Origin of the sequence: Rhodococcus sp. 27YEA6, from assembly GCF_044908235.1 — a bacterium.
In the GTDB taxonomy this organism is placed as follows: domain Bacteria; phylum Actinomycetota; class Actinomycetes; order Mycobacteriales; family Mycobacteriaceae; genus Rhodococcus_F; species Rhodococcus_F qingshengii.
Window position 1 is genome coordinate 36674 of the sequence record NZ_JBIYCY010000001.1, and the last position, 26506, is coordinate 63179.

Consider the following 26506-nt stretch of genomic DNA (forward strand, 5'->3'; position numbering starts at 1 on the left):
GTAGCGATCAGGGTGATTTCAACCCTGTTCTTCGAGGTGGACTGTGGTTGTAATGACAGAAGAGTTCTGCCTGTTCGTCGACGAAAGGAATCACCGTGTCACTGCGCTTCCACTGGTTCTTGCCTACTTACGGTGATTCCCGGAATCTGATGGCGGGTGGGCACGGCAGCTCGATGTCCGGTGATCGTCCGGCGACGCTGAAATACCTCAATCAGATCGGCGCGGCCGCCGAGACGAACGGCTTCGAGGCCGTCCTCACGCCGACCGGCGCGTGGTGCGAAGACGCATGGCTGACGACTGCGATGATGCTCGAGACCACCGAGACGCTCAAGTTTCTGGTTGCTCTGCGACCGGGATTGCTCAGCCCGACGCTGGCCGCCCAGATGGCCGCAACCTTCCAATGGCAGTCGGGCGGTCGTCTGCTGCTCAACGTCGTGACCGGCGGGGAGGACCACGAGCAGCGCACGTTCGGTGACTTCCTCGACAAGAACCAACGGTACGCACGATGCGGCGAGTTCCTAGACGTGATCCGCCAGTTGTGGTCCGGTAACGGTCCGGTTGATTTCTCCGGCGAGTACGTCAACGTGGAAAAGGCTATGCTGCAGCGTATTCCGGACCCGGTACCGCCCATCTTCTTCGGTGGATCGTCGCCGGCGGCCGGAACCGTCGCATCGCGTTACGCGGATACGTATCTCACCTGGGGTGAGACGCCGTCCGCTGTTGCCGCCAAGATCGCCTGGATTCGCGACCTCGCGGAAGTTCAAGGTCGTCACCTCGACTACGGAATCCGTCTGCATGTCATCAGCCGGGACACCTCGGAACAGGCATGGGCAGAAGCGGATCGGCTGCTCAGTGCGCTCGATCCGGCGACCGTCGAGCAGGCTCAGGCGAGTCTTGCGCGATCCGGCTCCGAAGGTCAGCGTCGGATGCTCGAATTGCACGGCGGCGGTTCGGCTTACAAGGAGGGCGTCGGAGCGAGGTCGCTGGAGATTGCGCCGAACCTGTGGACCGGCGTCGGATTGGTGCGAGGGGGTGCAGGCACCGCATTGGTCGGTTCGCACCAAGAAGTGGCTGATCGGATTGCCGAGTACGCGGCGATCGGTCTGGATCACTTCGTATTGTCGGGCTATCCCCATCTCGAAGAGGCGTATCAGTTCGGTGAGGGCGTGCGTCCGATCCTCGAAAAGCGTGGATTGGTAGCACCGCACGGTTCGGTCGGCGGACCGGTGCGAACGCCCTTCGTCTCCAGTGGGAACTGAGTCGAACAGCGAGCTCTTCGAGAAGGGGACGTTTGTCCCGATCTTTCGGGCACGGCCTCCCTCCGGGACTATTCACGCAATTCGGTCAGTAGATCCGTTCTAGGCTGCGCACTGTTGCCGAACTCAAGGCGCAGTACGAAAGGATCCTCGATGAAGCTGGGCACGAGTGGAGTACGTCGCGTCGTGGGAACCGTGGCAGTCGCCGCTGCAACCGCGGCAGGCGTCGCGATGGTCAATCCTGCAACTGCGTCGGCCGAGGTGGTCCCGCCGGTCGTCTCGTACAAGGTGACCGGAAACGATCTGGCACTGACGATCACGAACAACAACACGGGCATTGCCCCGTTGTGCCAGGCGTTTGTCGTCAACGCCGCGGATTCTGCTGCCGTGCTTGATGATCCGCTCAAGCTGCTCGATCCGAACCTTGTGGTGTACCCCAAGATCACCGACCCGTCCTCACTGTTCGCCGTCGGTAAGGGGCAGACGGTCACCAACACCGTGACCGATGTTCCGGACGGAACCTACGCCGTGCTCGGTGCCTGCTCCGATCTTCTCGATCTCGAGACGTTGGGTAAGCCCGTTCCTGGCGTGCCGAGCCTCGTTGTCATCGGTGGACCGTTCAGCGGCATCAATACCGGAAGCCTGAGCGACCTGTTCGGTAGCGGCAGCCTCGAAGGGCTTTTCGGGTAGCTCGCTGCCTGTCTCCCCAATTTTCCGACTGAGCGGTCTATTCTTCAGGCATCTGGTGATCTGACCGACTTGCCTGGAGGTTCGGAAATGCGAAGTCGTGGATTCAAACGCGCTCTCGGAAGCATTGTCGCGGCGTCCGCCGCCGTCGTGGGACTGGTTGTCATGACTCCGGCGACGGCGTCGGCAGCACCGGCGATTCTTCCGCCTCCGGTATCGGTGAGCGCAGCGGACAATGCGATCACCTTCACCATCACCAACCCGAACCCGCGGTTCAGCTTCATCAACTGCACGGTGGCGATCCTCAATGCCAGGGATGTCCCCGACGTGATTCGCGATCCGGCAAAGCTGCTCCAGCCTGGCGTGTTGGTGTACCCGACCGTCAGTAACATCCTCGATCTGTTTGCCGTTTCGCCTGGGCAGACGATCACGCGGACCGTCGGTAATCTGCCGGCCGGGGTGTACGCCGTTGCGGGAGCGTGCGTTCGACTGCTCGATCCGACCAACCCCACTATCGCGATTCCGCAGGCAGTTGTGGTCGGCGGCTGGTTCGAGGGCGCGGGAACCGGAAGTCTCTCAGGATCTTTGGAGGATCTGGGATACAACACGGTCCAGGACTTGATCGACGCGTGGAATCGGATCAGCTCGGGAAGCAGCGGCGGTAGCTTTCAGTTCGAGTACCAAGGTGGCTCGGATTTCGAGGTAGTGGGTCCCACGTCGTAGTAGGTGCAACTCACTTGCGTGCACGATGACGCCGCACCGCGTCGCGGTTCGCGCACGTGGGGGAGCAGTACCGCTGATTGCCGTTGCGGGAGGTGTCCGCGTAGATGTTGGTGCACTCGTCCAGGGTGCATCGACCTAATCGGTGCATGCCGCGGCCGACGAGGTGTAGCGCCGTGCCTACCGAGAAGAGTGCCTTGAGGACCTCGGCGAGCGACTGTTGGGGATCGCGGTAGTGCAGATGCCAGCCGTCGTTCGCGTGGTTGGTCATGCGCGGATACGCCGACGCTTGCTCGAGCATGACGTTCACCAACTCGGCGCGGGCTGCCTCCTCCGTGACGTCGACGATTTTCGACCACTCGATCAGAAGGTCGAGGGTCTCGTCGAGGTCCTTCTCGGCGATGGGGAAATCGAGAATGATGCCTGCATCGACGCAGCGTTCGACGAGTTCGGCCAAGGTCTCGGGATTTCGATTGGCCAGGTCGGCGGCCAGCGTCACCGCATATTCGCCGTAAGGGTTGAGATGCACAATGCCATTACATCATGCTCGTCGTATGAAGAAAACAGATTTCGCGCCGATAAGTTGCATCCACCGCTGGGAGATCGAATCTCGGCATCGGACCAGCGAGGGGACGGTCACCTACCTGCGCTGCCATTGCGGGTCGTGGCAGACCTTGCTCGCCGAATGGGTGTCGGGCGGTGCGGGCTCGGCCGTCGCTGCGCCGATCAAGGTCAGGTCCAGGTAATGGTCAGCTAATCGCTCCGTTTTGCCTCGGGTGACATGGAACGTGTTCTAGATTCAGGGTTGTATGCCTCGGTATCGCGGCGCAGACTCTGAAAGGGAAGACGATGCAGTTCAACCTCGCTGATGTATTCGAAACCGTCGCCAGCTCGGTGCCTGATCGCGTCGCCTTGACTTACGAGGGAGAGAACTTCTCCTACGCTGAGCTGGACGCGGAAGCCAACCGAACGGCCAACCTGCTCGCGCAAGCCGGCATCTCGCGCGGCGATCATGTAGCCCTGTTCCTGAAGAACAGCGTCGAACATGTCACGTCGATCCTCGGGTTGATCAAGATCCGTGCGGTCCCGATCAATGTGAACTACCGGTACACGCCCGCCGAGCTGGAGTACATCTTCACCAACTCCGACTCGGTCGCAGTGGTCGTGGAACTCCCCGAGCATCAGCGTGTCCTTGCTTCCCTTTTCGGTGCATGCCCGAAGGTGAAGACGGTGATCGTGATCGGCGAGGTCGAGGCCGAACTGGTCGCTGCCGCGAAAGCGCATGAAGTGTCGGTGGTTTCCTTCGACGACGCTCGCGAGATGTCACCGGTAGGGGAGTTCGATTCTCGTTCGGGCGACGACGTGTACCTGCTCTACACCGGCGGGACGACCGGATACCCGAAGGGTGTCATGTGGCGTCACGACGACTTCTTCCGTAAGCCGCTCTCCGGCGGAAATCCGTACGGCGAGGAAGCTCGACAGGACCTCGCCGAGATAGCCAGCGCTGCAAAGGAATTTCCGGAACTCTCGTTCCTCATTGCCGCCCCCCTCATGCACGGCGCAGCGTTGTATTCGCTGTTCACCTTCCTCACCCTCGGTGCCCGCGTGGTTCTACGACGAGAATTCGTTGCGGAGAAGGTCGTCGAAGCGATCGAGAAGGATTCGGTACAGGTGATCCTGATCGTCGGTGACGGCATGGGACTGCCGTTGGTCGACGAGATGGAACGACGCAAAGACGAGGTCGATTTCAGCAGTCTCTTCTCGATCACGTCAGGTGGTGCGATCTGGTCCACCAGCGTTCGAGACCGCATGCTGGCGGTGAAGCCGGACCTGCTGTTGCGGGACAACTTCGGAGCCTCGGAGTCCGGTAATGACGGCGCCTTCTCCATCGATGAGGCGGGAAATCTGCGAATGCCGCCCTCGCCGAACATGATCCTGGTCGACGAGCGGCTCGAAGAGATCCCCGCCGGCTCCGACGACGTGGGCTACATCGCGCGTATCGGAAACGTCCCGCTCGGGTACTACAAGGACGAAGAGAAGACCGCCCGCACGTTCCCGACCCGCGCTGACGGCACCCGTCTTTCGGTGCTCGGCGACATGGGCAAGGTCGAAGCGGACGGCACGATTGTCTTCCTGGGTCGTGGCTCGCAGTGCATCAACACCGGTGGCGAGAAGGTCTTCGCCGAAGAGGTCGAGGCCGCCCTTCACGCGCATCCGGCAATATCGGACGCACTCGTTGTCCCCGCGCCCGACCCGCGCATGGGGCAGCAGGTCGCAGCGGTGATCGCGACCTACCCCGGATCCGACGAGCTGACTCTCGAAGCGGTTCAGGAACATTGCCGTAAGACGTTGGCCGGTTACAAGGTGCCGCGCACGATCGTGCTGGTCGATGAAGTCAAGAGGACCCCGGCCGGTAAGGCGGACTACCGCTGGGCGACGACACTGGCGTCGTCCTAGCAGTGTGGAGTGGGTGGCGACAACCTTTCACACGGATTTCACCACGACATAAGAGACATACCGGAAAGATGGCGCAGAGTAAGTCGTTCGCGCCTTGCGTCGTCACTCCACGAAAGGGTCTCAGCTCATGCTCATCATCGGAATACTCCTGTTCGGGATCGTCATCGGAGCGGGAGCCCAGCTGATTCTGGGGAAAACGACCGCACGAGTGGACTGGACCTTCGCGTTCATCGCGGGAATCGGTGGTTCGCTGGTCGGCGGATTGCTCGTGAGTTTGATTGCAGGCGACGGATTATCATTGCGCCCGAGCGGCATCCTCGGGTCCCTTGCCGGCGCTGTCATCATCACCGCGGGGTGGCAGTGGTACCGCGGGAGGAACGCAACTACAACTACGCGTCCGTCTGATCGCTGATTTCCACAGTTCCGTCATGGGACGGAGAGCGTCGACATATGACCGAACTACTCGATGAAGTCCTCACCGCACATGGCGGAGTCGAACGTTGGCAGTCTGTTTCAGCGATCACGGCACGGGGACGTTTGGGCGGTCTGCTGCCTCAGCGCTTCCCCGGCAACAAGCTGGCGAAGTTCACGGTCGAGGTTGAAGTCGCCGAGCAACGCACTGTCCTCCAAGACTTTCCGCGTGTCGGCGAGTGCGCTGTGTTCGACAAGGGCGTCGTGCGGATCGAAACTCGTGACGGCGAAGAACTCGGGAGTCGAACCGACCCACGTCCAGAGTTTTTCGGGTTGAGTGGAGTCCGGCGCAACCTCCACTGGGACGCGCTCGACACCGCTTACTTTGCCGGCTACGCCTTTTGGAACTATCTGAACGCACCGCTGCTGCTCGCCCGCGACGACATCACTGTCACCGAAGCCGAACCTTGGCAGGAATCCGGGCAGCAATGGCGACGACTACAAGCAACATTTGCGCCAGAAATCGACACCCATTGCCGGCAGCAGACCTTCTATGTCGACAACGGTGGCCTCATCCGCCGTCACGACTTCGTCGCCGAACCGGTAGGCAGCTGGGCGAAAGCTGCTCTCTACTGTGACCATCACCGTCAGTTCGACGGTCTCACCTTTCCCACTCGACGGCGCGTTCTCCCGCGGGGCCCAGGCAGTCGCGTTCTCTCGCGGCCGACCCTCCTGGCGCTCGACTTCGACGACATCGAGATCAAGCGATGAAAATCAGTTCTCGGTTACCTGTTGTCGAGTGTGAACAAACGGAACACGGTCCGCATGCACAGAACGACGCCGACGAAGCCCAGTACCGCACTCGCGAGTGCATAGCCCGACAGCTGAGGTGTGAGTTGTGGTCCGCCAGGTACGAACAGCAGGATCGCCGCGACAATCAGCGCGGTCACCCCCGCCGCCATACCCAGGGCGTTGTTCGCCGACCGTCGTAGCCATCGCCTGTCGTCGGGGTGTGCGACCGAGCGAGTGCGAAGTGTGAAGCTTCCCGAGGCAATCGAGGTCGCGATCTGATCGAGCTGACCAGGCAGGCGCCGGACCACCGCGGTTGTGACCGCCGTCGTCGACAGGATTGCCTGCGCGGCTGCAGTCGGGCTGGCGACATGGGTCAACAGTCGGGGTACTTCGGCCCGAACAGCAGCGACGAGGTCGATCTGCGGATCCAGGAGCCGCAGGGCGCGCTCCAAGGACGCGAGCGAACGGAAAGCGGCGGCGACGTCTCCCGGCACTCCGATTCGGTGTTCGCGAAGCACAGTGAACATTCGCGCGAACGATGCCATGGAAACATTGGGTTGGACACTGAGCAGGGTGATCTCTCGGCCCACCTGGTGACGTAGTGCTCCGCGATCAACTTCGGGCGGCACGTCGAATGCCATCAGCATCGCGTCGACTGTCGCCACCGGATCACCTGCGAGGGCAGCGTTGAGGAGCACGGCGAACAAGATCCGTGTCTCGCCGTCCAGAACCCCTACTGCGCCGAAGTCGAGGAGCCCGATCCGGCCGTCATCGAGGATCATGATGTTGCCGGGGTGCAGGTCCGCGTGAAACACGCCGTGGACAAAGATCCCGTCGAGCAACGACGCAAGAAGTTCGTTGGCGATGCTGCTGCGGGTGTCGCGGTCGAGGCCGGTGAGCGCCGACTCACCGTCGGAGAGCGGTGTGCCGTGAAGACGTTCCATCACGAGCACCCGTCCGCTACTGAGGTTGGGGTAGATATGCGGAACGACGATATCCGGGCGGTTCGACATGGTGGAAGCAATCGCGCCGGTATTCGCTGCTTCGGTGCGGTAGTCGAGTTCCTCGAGCAGTGACGTGACGAGGCCCCCGGCGAGTCGGTGAACGCCGATATCGCGTGCCCAGGGAAAACGGGTCTCCGCGCGGGATGACACGCGAAGGAAGATATCGCAATCCACGCTCACTTGTGCGCTCGCCTCGGGGCGTTGAACCTTCACCACAACGTCGACGCCTTCAACGGTGCGCGCGGAATGTACCTGTGCGACAGAGGCGGCGGCGAACGGCTCCACATCGAACCATGCGAACACCGACTCTGGTGCGTCGCCGAGTTCCGATGCCAGTAGCTTCGCAATGCGGACTGGATCAGCCGGTCGTGCCGAACTTTGCAGAGACGAGAGAGTGCGAGCCAACTCGGGTGGTATGAGGTCGTCTCGCGTGCCGAGGATCTGTCCCAGCTTGACGAAAGTGACACCGCACCGGTTGACTACTTCCACCAGCGCGTCCCCGAACTGAGGCGCTGATGGCCCAGCACGGAGAGCGGGCCCGCCTCCCGCTCGCACGACGATGCCCATGATCTGGACGTATCGCTTGGTTCGTCGCCACGATTTGCGGCTGCGCTGCAATGCTTCTGGCGGTCCGGGGATGGACCCTGTTGGAAGGACAACTTCGAGGAAAACCAATGCGGCCAGGCATGCTGCGAACACCCAGAGCGCGACAACTCCGAAGAATATGAGCGCTGTTCCTACGCTCACCAGAAGTTGATCGTCCTGGCTGGCAATTCCTGCAAGTGTTGCGACGTATCCCGACAGTGGAACCCCCACCGAGAGTGCTATCACCGCGACCGCAAGGGTTCGCGGCCATCCGACTCTCGTCCCCAGCGTTCGTCGCATCACGCCCGCCAGTGCTGCTGCAAGAAATGGCGTCGTGACGATCCAGACCATCAAGTCCATTGCGATAGCGTACGGGTTCGCAATCTGCGATACATCCAGGAAAACCCCGAGCCCACCCCGACTGCCGGGTAACAAGCCCGACAGTGCCCAAGCGTCGAACATGCTTGGGCACTTCGGTGTTCATTCGCTCCGATGTCGACTCGTCCTGATCGACCGTCCAAAACTGCGTTCACTGACCATCCGCGAGGCCGAACTGCGCATCATGCTCGTCAGCGATGTCCCGGCCACCTTTCGCGAGGAGCATTACAGCCGCAGAACAGGCTGCGATGGACGCCGAGCAGAAGTGAGACCGAGTGGACTCCTTTAAAGAATGGGGCCGCCGGTGAACAGGTTGAGGAGACTCACCGCGAAGAACTGGACGATCGCTATGGCGGTGGCAAACGGGTCGCCCGCATACGTAGCTTGGTTGACCCATTCGTTGAATGCGTTGATCGAACCCATTGTGATTCCTCCTGAGTAGTGATGGCGTGACTGATTGAAACTGGTGGTGCGACACTCGACACGAGGGACGTCAGTACGGACCCAGCGCAGTTGGGCATATGAGGCCACGAAAGGTCAGTGACGAGCGCCGACAGTACGCTGCGGTTGCGGCCCTCTGTGTTTCGAATGTAGTTCCCCGACTTAGGAATACCGTGAAGGACGGGCGGATTCGGTTACGAGTGTCCCGCGACAGACGACATCGTCAATATTATGATGTCGGCAACAAGCGCGACGACGGCACCAATCGGATTCTGGACAATCCACGAAATTACTTCAGTCATGTTCTCGGTCCTTCCTTAGCGTAAGACGCGTGATCGAATACTCGATGAGCTATTGCAGTACCCGGCCCCGTTCGGCGAATTAAGCCTTTGCCGAGGATGATTGGCGCAAACAGATAGATCGCACACCGGGGGCGTTGAATCAACTCGCCCAATCGTTGCACCTCTGTGCTCCGGGTTCTATTCGTTACCAACATCTTTCGGAGAAGGGGTGATCAGTCCCATCAGTGATCGGTACCCCGTGTGCGAAGCCCTTTTCCGTAAACACCTGCCCAGCAACGTCGTAACGTCAGAGGTGGCAGTTGGCAAAGCCGACCGTCTTCTCGAGATCGTGGCGAGTTTTGCTGGGTAGATGTGACACTACCTTGCGGTTTCGCCGGATCAGTCTTCCTTTCGGAGATCGATGGCTGTTCTTCGTTTGGTTGTTACACAATCGACGGAATCGCTGTTGGGGGTTGCGATGCGCAGCTAATTCCCCTACGAATCTTCAGGAATTGCCTGCGGCACTCGTGGATATGGATCCTCGATCTCCACCGAGCGCAATTCCGTGTGCCGACAAACATCGCAGTGCTTCCGACCGGATCGATGCACCCAGAACCAATCGCCGTCACGCACAAAGGGCCAGACGGTTCTGGGAAAGACCCAAGCGCTCCTTCAGTTCCCGGCGATCTGTTGCGCCAGTTCGAGTTCACGCCTGATCTAACTGGTCGACGCACAGTGGTGTACCGGTAGCCAAAAGAGTCCTGCCGGTCGGTTAGTGTTGACGGTGAAATACGACGCGGAGGTGACTGTGAGAATCTGGAACTGGTTGATGCTCAAAATTTCAGCAATCGGCGGGTCGCCGAAATTTCGGAAGATAGTCGACAGTCCGATTTGGGCGGGCGCCAATGACCGCAAGCTCTGACTGAGCGGGCGGCAGATTCTCCAATTTGCAATTGCCGACCTGAAACTGCGAGCACGCTCACGGCCTGCTGCGACGGGAACGCGACTGTCGACCTGAATTTATCCGCAATCGATATGGGAGGGCTTGTGGGAGTCTGGGGTCCGGGAAACTTTGACAGTGACACCGTCGCGGATGGGTTGGGGGCCCTGACCGGTCGAATCGTGGACGACATCACTGCCGAGTTCGAAGACGATTCGAGTCTGGAGCCGGATGAATGGGGCGGGGAGATGGTGCCGGCGTGGCTCGAGATCCTCACCGATATTGCCCAGACGAAACGAGTCGGTGTGACGTTTCCATCCACGCAAGTGCTGATCGACTGGCGCGATCGATATCTGGGCGTGTGGGATGGCTACATTGACGAACTCGAACCGGACGAGGATCACAAGGTCGCTCGACGTGCAGTGCTCGTCCATACTTTCGAACAGGCGGTCGCCCTCGCAGCCGAGCGCGAACAGGCATAAACCTGGTGCGGCCGCGCTACTGACCATAGATCCGTCAGTTCCCCGGTGGAACGACGGTGAACGTGAACCCTCCGGAAGTCATTGCGTTGGCTTCTTCGAACATCGAACAGAGAGCTTCGGCGGCGTCGGTCGCCAATACTCGGGCGGCGCTGGGGGTTCGACCTCGGGCCGTCACCGCGAGCCCAGGTACGTCCGCATCTGTGATCGTCAATCGGACTCGTGGTCGGAAGCACTGCCACCGAGTATCTGCGCGAGGAGATGGTCTTCGTCCACCACAGACCTCCCGCCACGACCAAAACGGCGGCGGCAACGGCCACCATTACCTGACCGCGGTGGTCGGAGAGGAATGTTCTCCTCTGTCAGTTGTACCGCCTTGGCCAGCTGATTGACCGGCTTCATCACCACCTTGTCGGCGGCTGGTCCGCGAGATCACGTCCGCTTCGCGTCGTCATGATTGCGGACGAACTTCATGAGTCGGGGAATCACCCGATCGGGTATGTGTCCCAGGATTCCGTGGCCGGTTCCGGCATAGATCTCCACTTCGGCTTCAGGTACAAGATCAGCTAACCTCGCGGCCACCTGCTCGGGGTTGGAGACCACCGTCTCAGCACCGGAGATTACGAGCATGGGAACCGAAATCGACTGCACTTCTGCATCCTTGAGCATTCGTGCCCACCCGATACCGGGCCGGTAGTTCAGCGCTTCCTTGGCGAGGGCGAACTCGAGGTCGCCGAGAACGTACCCGGGGGACAGCCAATCGTTGAGCTTGCGAATATTCTTGTCGGTGCGGCGCATACCGGCGCGGACCATCTTCAGCAGCACACGCCACGAGGGCTTGTCGAAGACTCCACCCGGTTCGATGAGCGTCACACTCGCCAGTCGTTCAGGAGAATGAAGTGCTACGAGAACGGCATGCCACGCGCCCTGCGAGTAGCCGACCAGGTGGACGCGATCGACCTCGAGTTCGTTCAATACCTCGCTGATCCAGGTGGCGAAGTCGGACTCCCCGGTCAGTGGAGAAGTCTGGACACTGAGGCCTGGTGTGCCGATCGTGTCCAGTGCGTACACGACTCGGTCTCGGCACAGGTCCTCGATGACGATGTGCCATTGCAGACAGTTGGCCCCGAGAGAGTGCACCAGGACGATCGGCGTCTCCGTGCCGGTCCCCGACCTACGGACATGGGTGGTTCCGAACGATGTCGGCACGTCGAGTTGTGTCGACGGAACCGGCCAGGTGCTCTCCAGTTCTCGGTAGATGCTCTCGTACGCCTGCTTTGATGCTTCGTTCTTGAATCGTCCGATCTTCGGCATGAGCCTCCCTCTCGCTGCATTCAATTTTGATGGTATGACCGTATCACTAATGCGGTACGTGCGTATCATTAACGGGTCAAAGTCATCTATATCGAAAGGGGAAGGACAGCCTCATGCCGCGACTGGTCGACCATGAAGTGAGGCAACGGGAGATCACCGACGCGGTGCGGCGAGTAATTGTCGACGGTGGGCTCGCGGCGGTGACATTTCAGTCCGTTGCTGCCGAGGCCGGGATTTCGGTGCGACTCGTGCAGTACTACTTCGGCACGAAGCGGGAATTCCTTCTCGCGACGCATCAAGCTGTGCGTCAGGATGCGGGTGCTCGCTTGATGCAGGAGTTGTCTGTTCTTGGCGCGGAAGCGACACCCCGCGAGGTTATTTCAGCGTTCCTTGTTGGCATGCTCCCACTCGATCGACAACGTCGGGAGGAAGCGATTGTTCTCGGCGCCTTCCACGCTGCCGCACTGACCGGACAAGGAATTGCCGCCGAGGAAACCCTCACTGCGCCAAGAGAGTTGACAGCGCTCATTTCCGGCCAGCTTCAACGAGTGACCAATCGGGACGCGGTTGCGCCGTCAATGGATCCCGACCTCGACGCCGAGCTCATTCTGGCGGCTGTCGCCGGGCTCGCCCAGGGGATGCTTCCCGGCTACGCCACAGCAGAATTGGCGGTCCAGTTGGTTGAGCGTCTCCTCGATCGCATTCTCGGGCCGACGAGACCTCAGGCCACGAATCAACCCGAAGTCGGCCGCCGTTAGTATTCCGGGATGTCTCCTGTGAACCCAGCGCTCGCCGGCCGGGTGTTTCCCTCGTCTTCGTACCTTGTCGGGCGCGAGAAGATTCGCGAGTTCGCTCTGGCGGTGCGTTCGAGCAATCCCTTGCACCATGATGTCGGTGTCGCCAGGGAGGCCGGGTTCGTCGATGTCATCGCACCGACAACATTCACAACCGTTGTCCAGCAACGAGCGATCATGGCACTGCTGCGCACGCCGGATACCGGGCTCGATCCGACTCGTGTGGTCCATACTTCCGAGAAGATCGAGCATCAGCGTCCGATAGTCGCCGGCGATGACCTGTCTACGACACTGACGATTACAGGGGTGACAGTGCGTGCAGGCAGTGCGATCCTGTCGACAGTTTCCGAGATCCACGACGTGACCGACGCTTTGGTAGCAACGGTCACCTCGACGCTACTGGCGCGAGGAGAAGGCGCATGACCGTACCCGTCGTGCCGGTTTTCGAAAACCTCGTCCTCGGTGACATCGTCGCGAAGGTTGATCTGGTCCTCACTCGTGATGACCTAGTTCGCTACGCCGGTGCCTCCGGCGACATGAACCCGATCCATTTCAACGACGCAATCGCTACCGCGGCTGGGCTACCGGGAGTTCTGGCTCACGGAATGCTCACTGCCGGAATTGCTTTGAAGGCCATCGTCGACTGGGTTGGCGATCCGAGTGGTGTGTTCTCGTACGAAACTCGCTTTACTCGACCCGTCGTAGTCGATGCCGTCGATGGTGCTGATCTCTCCATCACTGCGAAGATCGCGCGGATCGACGCCACGATGCGGACAACGCGGATCGATGTCACAGTCACGCACAAGGGCCAGACGGTTCTGGGAAAGACCCAAGCGCACCTTCAGTTCCCGGGCGCCTGACAGGATTGCGGGCTGTCACTGGTCACATCGGGACCTACGCATCCGGGCGGGAGATCAACTGCATTGTGGCGCAGCACTACCGGAAAGACACCAACAGCTCGTCCGACGCTTGCATCGGTGCGTATCCGTCGGCGATGACGCGCCGACAGCCGTCGATCTCGACGGTGAGTAATCGTTCCTCGTTCGTAGGACGGTCCACGTAGATCGTCGACGCCACCTCGGTGGCCACCGCGTCACAGTCGGGAGCGGGTGGAAGTCCGTCGAAGGTTTCCGTCGTAGACGATGTGCCTACGAATTCGGTGGAGGAGAATCGGCAGAAAACGCTGCCCGCCGACAGCGATGTCAGCGCCATTGTACCTGTCGTGGCTGGTCGGTAGGTCGGCCTGCAATGCGACAGTTCGTAGATCTGATCGTCGGACAACGCTATTCGGTGTTCGGTACTGCCGACCGGTGTCAGTTCCTTGATGGCGGCCAGGCCACCGGGTTTCGGTAGTCCACACGAATCGGAGGGATACCCCGGCCGAGTTGCTCGGCCTCGATCGTCGACCAACCAGAATTGCTCCAGGACAGCCAGGCTGTAGTTGTCACCGCAGCCTTCGGGGAACCAAGTCTTGTGCGCGGACGAGCGGTTCAGCATTTCCACCGCCCGACTGAAATCGCCCTCCCAACGGTGAGCAGAGAAGCTGACGGTTCGGTCGGCTGCCACGTTGTCGCTGACAAACGGGTCGCACGTGACGGCGGCGACGGGTACGAAATCGTCTGGAACTGTCGCAGTTGATGTCGTCTGGAGCGGGCCGATCGGATACGGGGTCGCGCACCCCAGCGTCTCGGCGTCGACTATTGCGGCAACAGGACGGTCGGGGATGGTCACGTGCCAAATGCCGGCAACAGCGAGGATGACGATCACGACTGCGAACCAACGCCAGAGCATGAGCACACCGTATCGGTCCCGATGTGCGCCGAGGCTTAGTCCTCCGTTTACCGCCGAAGTCCTCGCATCCAAATTGAGTGGATCCAGGTTGCGGCTCGCAGATATGGTCCACTGGTGACGCATCCGAATGGTCGAAACGACAGTCCGATCCTGGTGATTGGTGCCGGCGTCGTCGGCGCGTCGATCGCGTATCACCTGGCGCGCGTTGGTCTCCGAGTCACCGTGCTGGAGCACGGCTCGGTGGCGGGAGGGGTGACCGGCAACTCCTTTGCCTGGGTCGGCCTCTCGAAGAGTGCCGCAGAAACTTACTCAGATCCGTTCCGGCAAGGCGCTGCAGTCGAAATCGACCGCCTGGAGCGCGAACTCGTCGAGCCAATCGGTTTGCGCCGCAGAGGCGCGATCACCTGGGAAGAGACGGAAGCGGAGACCCGGGCGTTCGTAGATGCTCATCGAGCACTCGGCCATCCCGTCGACCTCATCGGTAAAGAGGAAATCCTTGCTCGTGAGCCGGGATTGCGGACGGCCCCCTCGGTCGCAGCGTACGCGCCTGATGACGGTGGCGTTGACCCGGTTGCGTTCGCTCGATCGCTCCTGCGAGGTGCCGAAGAGTACGGTGCCACAGTGTATTCCGATGTCAGTGCGCTCGGGGTGCTCGCGGAGGGCATGAGAGTGTGCGGAGTAATGACTGCCGACGGTCCCGTCTACGGATCGGCCACCGTGCTCGCTGCGGGTACCGCGATTCCTGGACTCGCGGCGTCGGCGGGAGTCGACGTCGAGGTCGACGCCTCCCCGTGTTGCCTCATCAGATTCTCGACGCCCTACCCATTGGTGAACGGAATACTCTCCTCTCCGGATTTCGAGATCCGGCAATTGGACGACACGACACTGATTGCGGCTGAAAATGTTCCGGTCGGGTTCTCCGGAGATGCTCGTGAGCTTGCGGGGCCGACGCTGCACGCGATCCGCAGTCAGCTCGAGGACGGTGACCAAGTGGAACTGATCGAGGCGGTAGTCGCTGACCGTCCCATCCCGCGTGGTGGCCGCCCGCTGCTGGGCTTCGCCGAAGGCGTGTCGGGGCTCTATCTGGCCGCGACGCATCCGGCGATCATTCTGGCCGGAGCAATTGGAGCCCACGTGGCCGGGGACTTCGCCCGAGCGTCAACCCTGGACGGTTAGACGACGACGCCGGAGCCCGGTTCGACAAGGTTCGAGCCGATATTGCGGTTCCTAGTTCTCTCTAGGACACGCGCTAGAGAGCGGGATATTCGTCTACTCGGCTTGTACCGTCGATGGGCATGGACCCCGTGCGCAATCCGTATGCCCCCGGTGCCGGTCAACGCCCGCCGGAACTCGCCGGGCGCGACAAGCAGATCGACGCCTTCGACGTCGTTCTCGAGCGAATTGCGCGTGGCCGCCCGGAACGAAGTGTTGTACTCACCGGATTGCGTGGCGTCGGAAAGACCGTCCTGCTCAATCAGTTGCGTTCGGCCGCGATCTCCCGAAGCTGGGGGACTGGGAAGATCGAGGCGCGGCCCGACCAGGATTTACGACGCCCACTCTCGTCAGCACTCCACATGGCGGTCCGCGAGATCGCGGTCTCCCATCGCGATCCGGAGCGGGTCGAGCAGTTCCTCGGAGTCCTCAAATCGTTTGCCCTACGCGCCACTGCGGACAAGGGAATGCGGGAGCGCTGGCAACCAGGCATCGACGCACCCGCGATCAAAGGCCGGGCAGACAGCGGCGACATCGAGATCGACCTGGTCGAGTTGCTGCTCGACGCGTCGTCGCTGGCCAGGGATGTCGGCGTCGGGATCGCAATCTTCATCGACGAGATGCAGGACCTCGGTGCCGCGGATGTCTCGGCGATCTGCGGGGCCTGCCACGAGTTGAGTCAGGACGCGGCACCGTTGATCGTCGTCGGGGCGGGGCTTCCGCATCTGCCTGCTGTGCTGTCGGCGTCGAAAAGCTACTCGGAGCGCCTGTTCAGCTACCACCGGATCGACCGCCTCGAGCGTGAAGCTGCAGATCAGGCACTGATTGCGCCTGCCGAGCGTGAGGAGGTCGAGTTCACCGAATCCGCGCTCGACGCTCTGTACGAAGCGGCTGACGGGTACCCGTACTTCGTTCAGGCCTACGGGAAAGCCACGTGGGATGTGGCGGCGTCGAGTCCGATCACGGCAGAAGACGTGCGCGTCGGCGCACCGACGGCTGAGGAAGAACTCGCTGTCGGTTTCTTCGGATCGCGGTACGAGCGAGCAACACCTGCGGAGCGTGAGTACATGCGCGCCATGGCCGATCTCGCCGGTGACGACGGACCCGTCGCAACCGCGAAGATCGCCGTCGAGTTGGGGCGCAAGCCGGCTTCCCTTTCGCCGGCACGCGATGGACTGATCAAGAAGGGACTGATCTATTCGGCAGAACGTGGGTCCATCGGATTCACGGTCCCGCACTTCGGCCGATACCTGCGCGGACAAGCGGAGTGAACGCGCTCGAAACCGCGTGGGATCGGGTGGCGGCGCTCAGTCCCAATCCGCCGGCGTGGGTGGTTCAGCTGGCAGCGTTGATCGCCGTGATCATCGTTCTCGAGCCGCACCTGTGGCGGATCGCCCGCAACGTCGTCACCATCGCACACGAGGGTGCTCATCTGATCGTCGCAGTCCTGGTCGGTCGACGGTTGAAAGGTCTTCGCCTGCATTCGGATACGTCGGGTGTCGCGATTTCGTCGGGCAAACCGACCGGCTTCGGCGTCATTCTGATGACGTTCGCGGGGTACGTCGGACCGTCGATTCTCGGACTCGGCGCGGCCGGGTTGTTGGGCGCGCAGCGTGCGGTCTCGGTGCTGTGGATCGGCGTATTCGTCATCGCGGTGATGATGGTCCTGATCCGAAACCTCTACGGAGTCTTCTCACTTGCAGTCGTGGGAGCCGTGTTGTTCGGGCTCGTCTGGTGGGGGACCCAGGAGCAGCAAGTGGCCGCAGCGTACTTCCTGACGCTCTTCCTGCTTTTTGCAGGACCGCGCCCCGTCGTGGAACTTCAACGGCAGCGAATGCGACGAGGCGGGGCACCGGACTCGGACGCAGACCAATTGGCCAGGCTCTCACCGATACCCGCGATCGTCTGGGTCGGGTTGTTCCTGCTCGTGAACGTCGCGGTGCTCGTGCTCGGCGGATGGTGGATTCTGCGCCCGGTGGGTGGCTGACCGGATTGATCCGTTGTCCCGTCAGGACAACGGACCAACGATTGTTGATGCTCTGCGGACGTAGTCATCGCATGAAGGCGCTCATATCGTGGAAGTCGACGAGTGGTCGTACCGGGACTTCCCGCGGCCACACCCGCAACGACGAAGACCGTCGACGATGACAAGGATTCGTTTTGGACGACAAGAACTTCCGCGGACGAACCGCGATCATGTCCGGGGGAAGCCGTGGCATCGGACTTGCCATCGCCCGTGCGATAGCGCGCCGCGGCGGAAATATCGTGTTGCTCGCCAAGACCGATACGCCGGATCCCAGGCTGCCCGGAACTATCCACACGGCTGTGGACGAGTTGAACGAGCTCGAGGGTCATGCCGTTCCGGTCGTCGGCGACGTGAGGAACGACGACGACATCGCGCGGGCCGTGGCTGCAGCGGTAGAGCACTTCGGTGGCATCGACATCGTGGTCAACAACGCGAGCGTCCTCGACATCTCGAAAACCGAAGATCTCGCGATGAAGCGATTCGATCTGATGCAGCAGGTCAACGTCCGTGGCACCTTCGCGCTCACCCGCGCCTGCCTTCCGTACCTTCAGGTTTCGGCCAACGCGCACGTGTTGACGCTGTCGCCGCCGCTCAACTTTTCGCCGCACTGGTTGGGTGCTCATCCGGGCTACATGCTGGCCAAATACGGAATGACATTGGCGGCCTTGGGCATCGCCGCAGAGTATTCAGGTGCACCGATTTCGAGTAATTGCCTGTGGCCGGAGACCATGATCGCCACGGCCGCTGTCGGAAACCTGCTCGGGGGAGACGACAGTATCGAGCACTCTCGTTCACCCGAGATCATGGCCGATGCGGCTGTCGAGATTCTCGGGCGTCCCGCCGGCACGGATACCGGTCGTACAGTGCTCGACGTCGAGATCTTGCGCGAGGCGGGGATCTCGGATTTCTCGCAGTACGGCGGTCGGTCACCGTTGGCGATCGACATCTTCGTCGACGCGCCAATTCCGTGATCTCGGGCGATCTACAGGTATCTAGCCAAATCGCTAGATACCTGTAGATATTCCTCACGCCACTTCGTGCTCGCCGCCCGGGGCAACCTTCTGAAGTCCGCGATATGCGTCGCTGGCACTTTGGCGACCGCCGATGACGGCCTCGACCTCCGCGGCAATCGGCATGTCGACACCGTATTCACGGGCCAGATCCATGACGGTGGGGGCAGTCTTCACGCCCTCGGCAACCTGGCCGAGCTTGGCGACCGCCTCCTCGACGGTCAATCCCTGCGCCAGAGCTTCGCCGACGCGACGGTTCCGAGAAGTCGGAGCCATGCAGGTGGCAATCAGATCGCCGACGCCCGTGAGGCCGGCAAAGGTGCGCGGGTTGGCGCCCATCGCCTCACCGAGTCGGGTCATCTCGGCGAGACCGCGTGCGAGCACCATCGCACGAGTGTTGTCACCGACTCCCAGACCGTCGGCCATGCCCGAGGCGATGGCAACGATGTTCTTGAGGATGCCGCCGAGTTCGCAGCCGAGCACGTCGGTGTTGCGGTAGACGCGGAAGACCGACGACGCGAACAGGGGTTGCAGCGCGGCGGCGACGCGATCGTCCTGGGTGGCCACGACCGATGCCGCGGCCATGCCGTCGACGATCTCCTTGGCGATGTTGGGGCCCGCGAGCAGTCCGACGGGATGGCCGGGCAGGCACTCGGCGATCACTTCGGTGGGGCGCTGCCGGGTGCCGGGCTCGAGACCCTTGGACAGTGACAACACCGGGACCCACGCCCGAACCTCGTTGGCGATCTCGGCGAGGGTGGAGCGAACGGCGTGCGAAGGCACCCCGCATACGAGTACGTCCGCTTCGCGGGCGGCTTCGACCAGATCCGAGGTTGCCTTGAGCCCCTTGGGAAGTTTGCGCTCACCAAGGTATTTGGAGTTGGTCCGTTGCGAATTGATCTCGTCGGCTGCTTCGGAATTGCGTGCCCACAACAGGGTCGGGGTGTTGCGGGCAGCGAGGCCGGCCACCGTGGTTCCCCACGATCCGGCACCGAGGACGACGACGCGTACCGGGCGGGCCATCAGAGTGCGCTGTTCTGGGTAGCGAGTGCTGTCATGGCGCCAAGCGTTCCACTTGCGGAGCAGTTGCGGGCCAATTCCGCCGAGTCTGTGGCTCGACTTACAGATGAGGCGGCGGTTCGGGGCTTTCGCGCATTGTTTCGACCGCTTCTGCGGATTCCGCGACGATCGAGCGCATGGCGGCTTCCGCGGCGTCGGCGTCTCCGGCCTGAATAGCCGATGCGACCACTCCGTGCAGGTGAATCGCTTCGGGGTCGGCCTCGTGGGGCATCAACGAGTGGCGGGTGCGGCCTTCGAGTATCTCGACGACGATCTGCGACATCGCCCGCAGCATCGGGTTGCCGGAAGCGGCGAGCAGTGTGCGGTGAAAGTCGGAATCATGGCCGAGATATGCGTCGGTATCGGCAGCGCGCGAGGTAGCTGACATGCCGATGACGGCTGCAGTGAGAGCGCCGCACTGCTCAGGTGTGGCGCGAGTTGCGGCCAGTCGCGCAGCCAGAGGTTCGATGCCGGAACGGAGTTCACTGAGGATCGAAAGTTGCTCGAACCGATCAGGACCGGCCAGTTGCCAGCGGATGACGTTGGGGTCGAGCGAGTTCCAGTGTCCGGAGCCCAGGATGGTGATTCCGACGCGTCGACGAACCGAGGCGAGTCCGAGGGATTCGAGAACGCGGACAACTTCGCGGATGACGGTTCGCGACACGTCGTATCGCGTTGCCACCTCGTCGGCGGAGATCGTGGTTCCCGGAGCGAGCACACCACCGACTATGTCTTGGCCGAGCTGTTCCAGCATCGAGTCGTGTAACTGCTGAAACGGGACAGAAGGCATACGTAGATCGTCCCATGCGTATGGAGTAAGCCCGGTGGAAGCCGAATAAATACTACAAATTAGTGTCTGCTCTTGAAATTGTAGGTTAATTAAGGAACAGTGACCTCAATCACTCATCGGACTGGGAGTCCCTATGAACACCACAGCATTGCTGGCGGCCGAGGTCGTCCCCGCTGGTAGCGACGCACGATTGATCATCGCTGCAGTCGCCGGCGTCGCGGTCATCATCGCGCTGATCACCTGGCTCGACCTGCATCCCTTCCTCGCGCTGTCCATCGGCGCGGTAGGCGTAGGTTTGGCGGCCGGCCTCGGATCGGCCGAGTCGGTCGCGGCGTTCGCCACCGGCTTCGGGTCGACCATGGGAAGCGTCGGAATCCTGATCGGTTTCGGCGCGATGTTCGGCAAACTCCTCGCCGATTCCGGCGGTGCCGACCGAGTGGTCGACACGCTGGTCGGCCGTTCCAGCACCAAGGCGCTTCCGTGGACCATGGCTCTGGTCGGCGCAGTGATCGGTCTGCCGATGTTCTTCGAAATCGGTCTCGTGCTGTTGATGCCGGTCATCATCCTCGTCGCGCGGCGTTCCGGCTTGTCCCTGATGCGCATCGCGATCCCCACCCTCGCCGGCCTCTCGGCCATGCACGGGTTGGTTCCGCCGCACCCCGGGCCACTGGTTGCCGTCTCGGCTTTGAACGCCAACCTCGGCCTCACCCTCGCTCTCGGTGTTCTCGTCGCGATCCCCACGGTTGTTCTCGCCGGACCGGTTTTCAGTAAGTACGCCGCGCGGTGGGTCGACGTGAAGGTCCCGGATCTTTTTGTCACAGGCGAAGATCGAGGCGAGGAAGAGAAGAAGCAGCGTCCCTCGTTCGCGGCTACTCTCGCAGCGATCCTCCTGCCGGTTGTTCTCATGCTGGGCAAGGCATTTGCAGACGTGATCGCACCCGATTCCGAGGCACTCCCCAAGTCCGTCCTCGACTTCCTCGGAACACCCGTTGTGGCTTTGGGTCTCGCGGTTCTGGTCGGTATGGTGCTGTTGGGTCGCGGTGGCGGAATGGACCGCAAGGCCATCTCGAAGTCACTCGAGAGTTCCCTACCTCCCATCGCAGGCATCTTGTTGATCGTCGGCGCCGGTGGCGGTTTCAAGCAGGTCCTGATCGACACCGGTATCGCCGGAGTGATCGCCGACGCGATCAAGGGCAGCAGCCTCCCCGTGCTGTTCCTGGCCTGGCTGGTAGCGGTATTGATCCGCGTCGCAACGGGTTCGGCGACGGTGGCAACGGTGACGGCGTCGGGCATCCTCGCTCCGGTTGCGGCCGATCTCTCGTCCGCACATGTCTCGCTGATGGTGTTGGCGATCGGTGCAGGCTCGCTCTTCCTCTCGCACGTCAACGACGCCGGATTCTGGTTGGTGAAGGAGTATCTGGGCGTCAGCGTGGTACAGAACCTCAAGACCTGGACCGTGATGGAATGCATCATCTCGGTATCGGGCCTGGCCGGAGTGCTCGTGTTGAGCGCATTCATCTAGGTAGGCGAGCACATGAACAGCGAAGCGGCACAGCAGAAGCAGTATCCCGTGCTCGTCCTGATGGGTGTCTCGGGTTCGGGAAAGTCGACGGTCGGCGGCATGCTCGCCGGAGCGATGGGTTGGGACCTTCAAGAAGGCGACGATCTGCATCCGCAGGCGAACATCGACAAGATGGCGACCGGGCATCCGTTGAACGACGAAGACCGCTGGCCCTGGCTCGACAAGATCGCCGTCTGGATCAAGAGCCATACCGACGCCGGTCAGCCGGGCATCGTCACGTGTTCGGCACTCAAGCGCAGCTACCGCGACGTGCTTCGCGGTGAGCACGTCGTGTTCGTGCACCTCGCCGGTTCGCGGGATCAGATCGGCCAGCGATTGACCGCTCGCCTCGATCACTACATGCCCGCCTCGCTGCTCGACTCCCAGATCTCGACACTCGAGGCCGTCGACCCGGACGAACAGGCCATCGTCGTCGACGTGGGCGGGAGTCCCGCCAAGATCGCAGAGGAGATCCTGCGACGGGTGGAGACATTCGAATACTGAGCAAGCCCGGCGTGTAAGCACCCGAGGTTCGGGTTACGGTGCTTGGGTGACTGCTGCTGCGCAGACGGACTGAACCGTGACCGACTTCGACTTCCACAGCGTCTGGACGCTTCCTGCCTCTGCTGACCGCGTCTACGAGGTTCTCGCGGATGCCGAACGGTATTCGCAGTGGTGGCCTCAGATACGCCGAGTCCGGACGATCGACGAGCATTCAGGCTCCATGTCCATCCGCAGCGCTGTCCCTCTGACGCTGCTGGTCTTTGGGCGACGTGAGGTGGAAGACTCAGTTGACCGCTATCTGAAAGTGCGTCTCACCGGCGCAATGACCGGGTGGAGTAGCTGGGCGGTGCGCCCCGCTGGATCTGGTTGCACAGCCGAATTTCGGCAACAGGTAGCGGTGTCCGGAGCGCTTGGTCTGGCCGCGAAGGTCGCGAAGCCGCTGTTCGAGTGGAATCATGAAGCGATGATGCGTGGAGGGCACCGCGGACTGTGCGCATATCTCTCCTGGCCGTGATCGCGACCAGAACTTGCACACGCTCGAGCAATTGATCCATACCCGTCGTGTCATTTTGACGCAGCGTCAGTTATCGTTCACATCAGCAGCCGACAAGTATGTGTAACTCAAATGCACAAAACGGCTTGACCTGGGAGGACGCTATGCGGACGCGAGATTCGACGGTATGGCATTGGAACGTGAGTCCGCGAGCGCGGGTTATCTTCTGCCTGACCAGGACGTTCGTGAAGCCGATGTTCACCCTTTGGCCGACCACCGAACGTGGTATCCGCCAACTCGAGCGACTCGACGCGATGGCGGACAAACTGCCGAAGCCGAAGAACCTCGATATCGAGCCTTTCACGCTGGGGGGTGTGCCCAGCGAGAAGGTGCAGCATCCACGCAAAGCGCAGGGCGAGTTGGCCGGCGCCACGATCCTCTACTTCCACGGAGGGGGATTCGTCTTCTGCGGTCTGGCAACGCACCGGGCACTGTGCGGTTTGCTTTCTGCGAAGGCCGGAGTACCGGTGATCTCCGTGCGCTACCGCCAGCTGCCGGAAGGTTCCATCGGCACCTCCGTCAAGGACGCAATGGCCGCGTACACCGCGTTGCTCGAGACAGCCGAAGACCCGAACAAGATTGTGGTTGCCGGTGACTCGGCGGGCGGATACCTGGCCATGAAGGTCGCCGAAATTACCGCACTGCGCGGAATCACGCGGCCCGCTGCCGTGGTGGGATATTCCCCTCTTCTCAACGTGAACCTCGAGGACCATGATCCCGATTTCATGAAACGTGATGCCTACCTACCGATGTCACAGGTGGAAAAGCTCAAGGACCGGTGGCTCGAGGGGCCGGACGAGATTCCTGGTGCGCAGTCGCCGATCAACGCCGACGCCAGTCTGATTCCGCCGTCGTTCCTGGTGTCCGCCGAATACGAACTGATGCGTCCGGACGTCGAGATCATGACCGAAAACTTGATCAAGGCAGGACAAGCCGTCGAAACGCACATCTGGAGTGGGCAGATCCATGCTTTCCCGGTGATCGGCAAAGCTCTTCGGGAGGGCAAGGCGATCGTCGATCTGACAGTCAAGTTCCTCGAGCGAACGATGGCCTCGCAGAACCAGATCAGCGCCTGACGCTTTTCAGCCGATCGATGTGAGTGTTGCGTAGTCGTCGTTGTCGAGAACGCCGTCGACGACTGCGCGAACTTCCGAGGCGTGCAACGTGATCGAACCGCCGTGATTGTCGAGGAAGGCTGTGTCTGCGGCATCTCGGCCGGTCGAGATGCGCACAAGATTGCTGCGCGGCGCCAATTGCGTTGCATCGACCACGCGCCAGACGTGGTCGATATTGGCTTCGACTACGGCGTGAAAATCCATCGGATCGCAGCCCGGCGCGTAGACGGCCACCAGTCGAGCGGGAATCCCCACGGCGCGCAGCAGTGAGATGGTCAGGTGCGAGTAGTCGCGGCACACTCCGGCGCCGGCGAGCAAGGTGTCGACCGCACTGTCGGTGCCGCGACTGGTGCCGGGAACATAACTCAAATGTGTACTCACCCAGCGAGTGACTTCGAGGAGGAGTTCGGCCGGGGGAGTGGCGAGATCGAATTGCCCGGCGACAAAACCGAAGAACTTGTCGGCCTCGGCATACCGGCTGGGGCGCAGATATTTCGACACGTCGTAGTCGCTGACCGACGCCGGTTCTGCGCGGCCGATGACGGTTGCGTCGTAGCTGACGATCAGTTTGCCTGGGGCACAGTCGAGTAGGTGAATCCGGGTACCGTGTTCGGCGGTGATCTCGCGGGGTTCGAGCGGATTGCCGTCATGGACGAACGACATCGTTTCCAGCAGTTCGACACCCGGCGCGCGCGTCACCGCGATCTTGAACTCCAGGTTGGTCGCCTCGTCGATCTCGATGTCGAGCAGGGCGGCGACGGTACGTTTCATCGGGCCATCTTTACACCGAATACGGACACCCACCACCTGGGAGGATTGTGACGTGCGATCAGGCTTCGGGGTAGTCGACGTCGACGCCGCTGCTGAGGTCGCTGCACTCCACCAACTCGACCCCGTGTTCGCGTAGGTAGGTGTTGGCGCCGCCGTCCCCGGTGAGTGACTTTGCAAGCGTCGGCCAGTGGTCGCGTCCGATCAGGACGGGATGGCCGGGACGGCCGTGAAAGACAGCTCTTCGCAGTATGTTTCGTGATGGGGAGCTGTGACCCACGATCCGCGTCACGGTGTCGGCGTTGAGGTCCGGGACGTCGACCAGAGAGATCGCTGCCGCATCTGCGTCGTCGATTCGCATGGCGGCCTCGAGTCCGCAGCGCAGTGACGCGCTCATTCCGTGTTGCCAATCCGATATCACCACAATGACATCGGTGGTGGGCAGTAGTTCGAGGGCGTCCTCTGCCTGCGCGCCGAGGACCACGATGACCGGTGAGAGGCCTGCGGACTGCAGTGTCGTCAACCCGTGGTGGAGCCAAGACTGACCCTCGGTGTTTGTGACGAGCGCTTTGGGTTTGCCCATGCGGGATCCGGCCCCGGCCGCCAGCAGGATCCCGCACGTAGACATGACTATGCTCCGGTGACCCGCGGACGCAGCCACTCGATCAGATCGTTCAGAACTTCTTCCTGCTCAGGCTCGTTGAAGATCTCGTGGTACAGGCCGTCGTACACCTTCAAGGTGACATCCGAAGAGCCGGCCAGATCTGCGACGAGCTTGCTGCCGGCCGGGTCCGTCAAACGGTCGTCCGAGCCGTGTTGAAGCAGTACGGGAATGGTGAGCGAGGGCAGGCGCGCCGGGAAGCCTTCCGCGGCGGTGATCATGCCGCGCGCGATACCGGCGGGAACCTTGCCGTGGTGAACCAGCGGGTCGGCGTTGTACTTGTCGACGACCTTCTGATCACGCGATACGGCAGCAGCTTCCAGGTTCTCGACGGGCACGTCCGGGAGGTATTTGCCGACGATCTTGCCCAACTGCATCACGATCTTCGGAGTGCCGGTTGCGATGATCACCGCAGGTCCGGACAGGGCGAGGGCTTTGAGATCGGCCTGATGGTCGAGGGCGTAGGAAAGGGCGATCGCGCCGCCCATGCTGTGCCCGAGCAGGAACTTGTCCTTGCCGGGATGTGCCGCCGTCACGATCGAGAACAACGTGTGGACGTCGTCGGTGAAGTCGGAGAATTCCTTGAGGTGAACGCGCTTGCCGCCAGAGCGTCCGTGCCCGCGATGGTCGGGTGCGTACACGATGAGCCCGAGTTCCCCGAGTCGCGCAGCCACGTGGTCGTAGCGCCTCGCGTGTTCGCCGAGTCCGTGGCACAGGACGAGAACCCCGGTGGGTTCGCGGTCCGGTGTCCACACGTCGTAGACGATCTTGGTGCCGGCCACTCCGGTGAACGACGACTCTTCGTGCTGCATTGTTGCGCCCTCTCTGCGACCGGTTCCGGTACGCGGATTCTCACATGCTATTCGCCGCGTGCGCAGGGCGCGGGTGTTCAGGGTGTGAGGTCGTCGAGGAAAATT

30 protein-coding genes are annotated in these 26506 nt (G+C 61.8%); 19 read left to right on the forward strand and 11 right to left on the reverse strand.

Annotation, left to right across the window (positions count from 1 at the left end; genetic code table 11):
• Positions 1 to 95: 95 nt before the first annotated feature.
• The 3 genes from ABH939_RS00175 to ABH939_RS00185 all read left to right on the forward strand — a co-directional run bounded on the left by ABH939_RS00175 (position 96) and on the right by ABH939_RS00185 (position 2666).
• Positions 96 to 1259 carry an LLM class flavin-dependent oxidoreductase gene (locus tag ABH939_RS00175; protein WP_058226639.1) on the forward strand — a complete coding sequence of 388 codons (1164 nt, stop codon included), beginning with the start codon at positions 96 to 98 and terminating at the stop codon, positions 1257 to 1259.
• Between the two features lie 150 nt (positions 1260 to 1409).
• Entirely contained in the window at positions 1410 to 1946 is a 537-nt protein-coding gene (locus tag ABH939_RS00180) for a hypothetical protein (RefSeq protein WP_007729952.1), read from the forward strand.
• A gap of 87 nt (positions 1947 to 2033) precedes the next feature.
• A complete protein-coding gene (locus tag ABH939_RS00185) occupies positions 2034 to 2666 on the forward strand; it encodes a hypothetical protein (RefSeq protein WP_003940176.1) in 633 nt (210 codons plus the stop codon).
• A 10-nt stretch (positions 2667 to 2676) separates the two neighbouring features.
• On the opposite strand, the gene ABH939_RS00190 is transcribed toward ABH939_RS00185, so the two are convergent.
• Positions 2677 to 3192 carry a CGNR zinc finger domain-containing protein gene (locus ABH939_RS00190; protein WP_003940315.1) on the reverse strand — a complete coding sequence of 172 codons (516 nt, stop codon included), beginning with the start codon at positions 3190 to 3192 and terminating at the stop codon, positions 2677 to 2679.
• 25 nt (positions 3193 to 3217) lie between these two features.
• Here ABH939_RS00190 and ABH939_RS00195 point away from each other — a divergent pair, with 25 nt between their 5' ends.
• The 4 genes from ABH939_RS00195 (at position 3218) to ABH939_RS00210 (ending at position 6302) form a co-directional block, all read left to right on the forward strand.
• Positions 3218 to 3409 carry a hypothetical protein gene (locus ABH939_RS00195; RefSeq protein WP_039973125.1) on the forward strand — a complete coding sequence of 64 codons (192 nt, stop codon included), beginning with the start codon at positions 3218 to 3220 and terminating at the stop codon, positions 3407 to 3409.
• Between the two features lie 103 nt (positions 3410 to 3512).
• Positions 3513 to 5120: an AMP-binding protein gene (locus ABH939_RS00200; RefSeq protein ID WP_064112360.1), complete on the forward strand. Its 1608-nt coding sequence runs from the start codon at positions 3513 to 3515 to the stop codon at positions 5118 to 5120.
• A 127-nt stretch (positions 5121 to 5247) separates the two neighbouring features.
• Positions 5248 to 5532: a hypothetical protein gene (locus ABH939_RS00205; protein WP_003939785.1), complete on the forward strand. Its 285-nt coding sequence runs from the start codon at positions 5248 to 5250 to the stop codon at positions 5530 to 5532.
• A 38-nt stretch (positions 5533 to 5570) separates the two neighbouring features.
• Positions 5571 to 6302 (forward strand): hypothetical protein, encoded by a 732-nt coding sequence (locus ABH939_RS00210; protein WP_039973126.1) that lies wholly within the window; start codon positions 5571 to 5573, stop codon positions 6300 to 6302.
• Positions 6303 to 6316: 14 nt separating this feature from the next.
• Here ABH939_RS00210 and ABH939_RS00215 read toward each other — a convergent pair whose 3' ends face one another.
• A complete protein-coding gene (locus ABH939_RS00215; protein ID WP_404649167.1) occupies positions 6317 to 8272 on the reverse strand; it encodes an ABC1 kinase family protein in 1956 nt (651 codons plus the stop codon).
• Between the two features lie 303 nt (positions 8273 to 8575).
• On the reverse strand, positions 8576 to 8713 hold the full coding sequence (locus ABH939_RS00220; RefSeq protein ID WP_168421993.1) for a hypothetical protein: 138 nt from the start codon (positions 8711 to 8713) through the stop codon (positions 8576 to 8578).
• A gap of 1421 nt (positions 8714 to 10134) precedes the next feature.
• On the opposite strand from ABH939_RS00220, the gene ABH939_RS00225 reads away from it, so the two are divergent.
• On the forward strand, positions 10135 to 10434 hold the full coding sequence (locus tag ABH939_RS00225; RefSeq protein WP_404649168.1) for a DUF4259 domain-containing protein: 300 nt from the start codon (positions 10135 to 10137) through the stop codon (positions 10432 to 10434).
• Between the two features lie 34 nt (positions 10435 to 10468).
• Here ABH939_RS00225 and ABH939_RS00230 read toward each other — a convergent pair whose 3' ends face one another.
• Positions 10469 to 10645 carry a hypothetical protein gene (locus ABH939_RS00230; RefSeq protein ID WP_003940548.1) on the reverse strand — a complete coding sequence of 59 codons (177 nt, stop codon included), beginning with the start codon at positions 10643 to 10645 and terminating at the stop codon, positions 10469 to 10471.
• 218 nt (positions 10646 to 10863) lie between these two features.
• Positions 10864 to 11745, reverse strand: coding sequence for an alpha/beta fold hydrolase (locus ABH939_RS00235; RefSeq protein WP_003940195.1), 882 nt, complete (start codon positions 11743 to 11745; stop codon positions 10864 to 10866).
• 113 nt (positions 11746 to 11858) lie between these two features.
• Here ABH939_RS00235 and ABH939_RS00240 point away from each other — a divergent pair, with 113 nt between their 5' ends.
• The 3 genes from ABH939_RS00240 to ABH939_RS00250 are packed head-to-tail and all read left to right on the forward strand — an operon-like array spanning position 11859 to position 13399.
• Positions 11859 to 12503, forward strand: a complete 645-nt coding sequence (locus tag ABH939_RS00240; RefSeq protein ID WP_003939902.1) for a TetR/AcrR family transcriptional regulator — start codon at positions 11859 to 11861, stop codon at positions 12501 to 12503.
• 9 nt (positions 12504 to 12512) lie between these two features.
• A complete protein-coding gene (locus ABH939_RS00245) occupies positions 12513 to 12962 on the forward strand; it encodes a MaoC family dehydratase N-terminal domain-containing protein (protein WP_019745537.1) in 450 nt (149 codons plus the stop codon).
• The gene (locus tag ABH939_RS00250) at positions 12959 to 13399 is read left to right on the forward strand and encodes a MaoC/PaaZ C-terminal domain-containing protein (protein WP_003940034.1); all 441 of its coding nucleotides are present in this window, start codon (positions 12959 to 12961) and stop codon (positions 13397 to 13399) included. Before ABH939_RS00245 ends, ABH939_RS00250 begins: the two co-directional genes overlap by 4 nt.
• Before the next feature lie 76 nt (positions 13400 to 13475).
• Here the strand turns inward: ABH939_RS00250 and ABH939_RS00255 are convergent, their stop codons facing one another.
• On the reverse strand, positions 13476 to 14330 hold the full coding sequence (locus tag ABH939_RS00255) for a hypothetical protein (RefSeq protein WP_404649169.1): 855 nt from the start codon (positions 14328 to 14330) through the stop codon (positions 13476 to 13478).
• Positions 14331 to 14444: 114 nt separating this feature from the next.
• On the opposite strand from ABH939_RS00255, the gene ABH939_RS00260 reads away from it, so the two are divergent.
• From ABH939_RS00260 to ABH939_RS00275, 4 genes are all read left to right on the forward strand, one after another.
• Complete coding sequence (locus ABH939_RS00260; RefSeq protein ID WP_404649170.1) at positions 14445 to 15506, forward strand: NAD(P)/FAD-dependent oxidoreductase; 1062 nt, start codon at positions 14445 to 14447, stop codon at positions 15504 to 15506.
• Positions 15507 to 15625: 119 nt separating this feature from the next.
• Positions 15626 to 16813, forward strand: a complete 1188-nt coding sequence (locus tag ABH939_RS00265; protein ID WP_042924931.1) for an ATP-binding protein — start codon at positions 15626 to 15628, stop codon at positions 16811 to 16813.
• Complete coding sequence (locus ABH939_RS00270; protein ID WP_003940327.1) at positions 16810 to 17529, forward strand: M50 family metallopeptidase; 720 nt, start codon at positions 16810 to 16812, stop codon at positions 17527 to 17529. The genes ABH939_RS00265 and ABH939_RS00270 overlap by 4 nt, the downstream gene beginning before the upstream one ends.
• 173 nt (positions 17530 to 17702) lie before the next feature.
• Complete coding sequence (locus ABH939_RS00275) at positions 17703 to 18539, forward strand: NAD(P)-dependent oxidoreductase (RefSeq protein ID WP_231782589.1); 837 nt, start codon at positions 17703 to 17705, stop codon at positions 18537 to 18539.
• Positions 18540 to 18593: 54 nt separating this feature from the next.
• Here the strand turns inward: ABH939_RS00275 and ABH939_RS00280 are convergent, their stop codons facing one another.
• Entirely contained in the window at positions 18594 to 19601 is a 1008-nt protein-coding gene (locus ABH939_RS00280; RefSeq protein WP_003940093.1) for an NAD(P)H-dependent glycerol-3-phosphate dehydrogenase, read from the reverse strand.
• A gap of 97 nt (positions 19602 to 19698) precedes the next feature.
• Entirely contained in the window at positions 19699 to 20427 is a 729-nt protein-coding gene (locus ABH939_RS00285) for a FadR/GntR family transcriptional regulator (protein ID WP_039973128.1), read from the reverse strand.
• A gap of 133 nt (positions 20428 to 20560) precedes the next feature.
• Here ABH939_RS00285 and ABH939_RS00290 point away from each other — a divergent pair, with 133 nt between their 5' ends.
• The 4 genes from ABH939_RS00290 to ABH939_RS00305 all read left to right on the forward strand — a co-directional run bounded on the left by ABH939_RS00290 (position 20561) and on the right by ABH939_RS00305 (position 24121).
• The gene (locus ABH939_RS00290) at positions 20561 to 21949 is read left to right on the forward strand and encodes a GntP family permease (RefSeq protein ID WP_003939838.1); all 1389 of its coding nucleotides are present in this window, start codon (positions 20561 to 20563) and stop codon (positions 21947 to 21949) included.
• Positions 21950 to 21961: 12 nt separating this feature from the next.
• On the forward strand, positions 21962 to 22492 hold the full coding sequence (locus ABH939_RS00295) for a gluconokinase (RefSeq protein WP_003940404.1): 531 nt from the start codon (positions 21962 to 21964) through the stop codon (positions 22490 to 22492).
• 76 nt (positions 22493 to 22568) lie between these two features.
• Entirely contained in the window at positions 22569 to 23006 is a 438-nt protein-coding gene (locus tag ABH939_RS00300) for an SRPBCC family protein (protein ID WP_404649171.1), read from the forward strand.
• A gap of 143 nt (positions 23007 to 23149) precedes the next feature.
• Positions 23150 to 24121 carry an alpha/beta hydrolase gene (locus ABH939_RS00305; RefSeq protein ID WP_095972066.1) on the forward strand — a complete coding sequence of 324 codons (972 nt, stop codon included), beginning with the start codon at positions 23150 to 23152 and terminating at the stop codon, positions 24119 to 24121.
• Positions 24122 to 24127: 6 nt separating this feature from the next.
• Here ABH939_RS00305 and ABH939_RS00310 read toward each other — a convergent pair whose 3' ends face one another.
• The 3 genes from ABH939_RS00310 to ABH939_RS00320 are packed head-to-tail and all read right to left on the reverse strand — an operon-like array spanning position 24128 to position 26401.
• Positions 24128 to 24931, reverse strand: a complete 804-nt coding sequence (locus ABH939_RS00310) for a transglutaminase family protein (RefSeq protein ID WP_030536536.1) — start codon at positions 24929 to 24931, stop codon at positions 24128 to 24130.
• 58 nt (positions 24932 to 24989) lie between these two features.
• Positions 24990 to 25556 (reverse strand): NTP transferase domain-containing protein, encoded by a 567-nt coding sequence (locus ABH939_RS00315; RefSeq protein ID WP_404649172.1) that lies wholly within the window; start codon positions 25554 to 25556, stop codon positions 24990 to 24992.
• A gap of 2 nt (positions 25557 to 25558) precedes the next feature.
• The gene (locus ABH939_RS00320; protein ID WP_019745522.1) at positions 25559 to 26401 is read right to left on the reverse strand and encodes an alpha/beta hydrolase; all 843 of its coding nucleotides are present in this window, start codon (positions 26399 to 26401) and stop codon (positions 25559 to 25561) included.
• Positions 26402 to 26506: the final 105 nt, after the last annotated feature.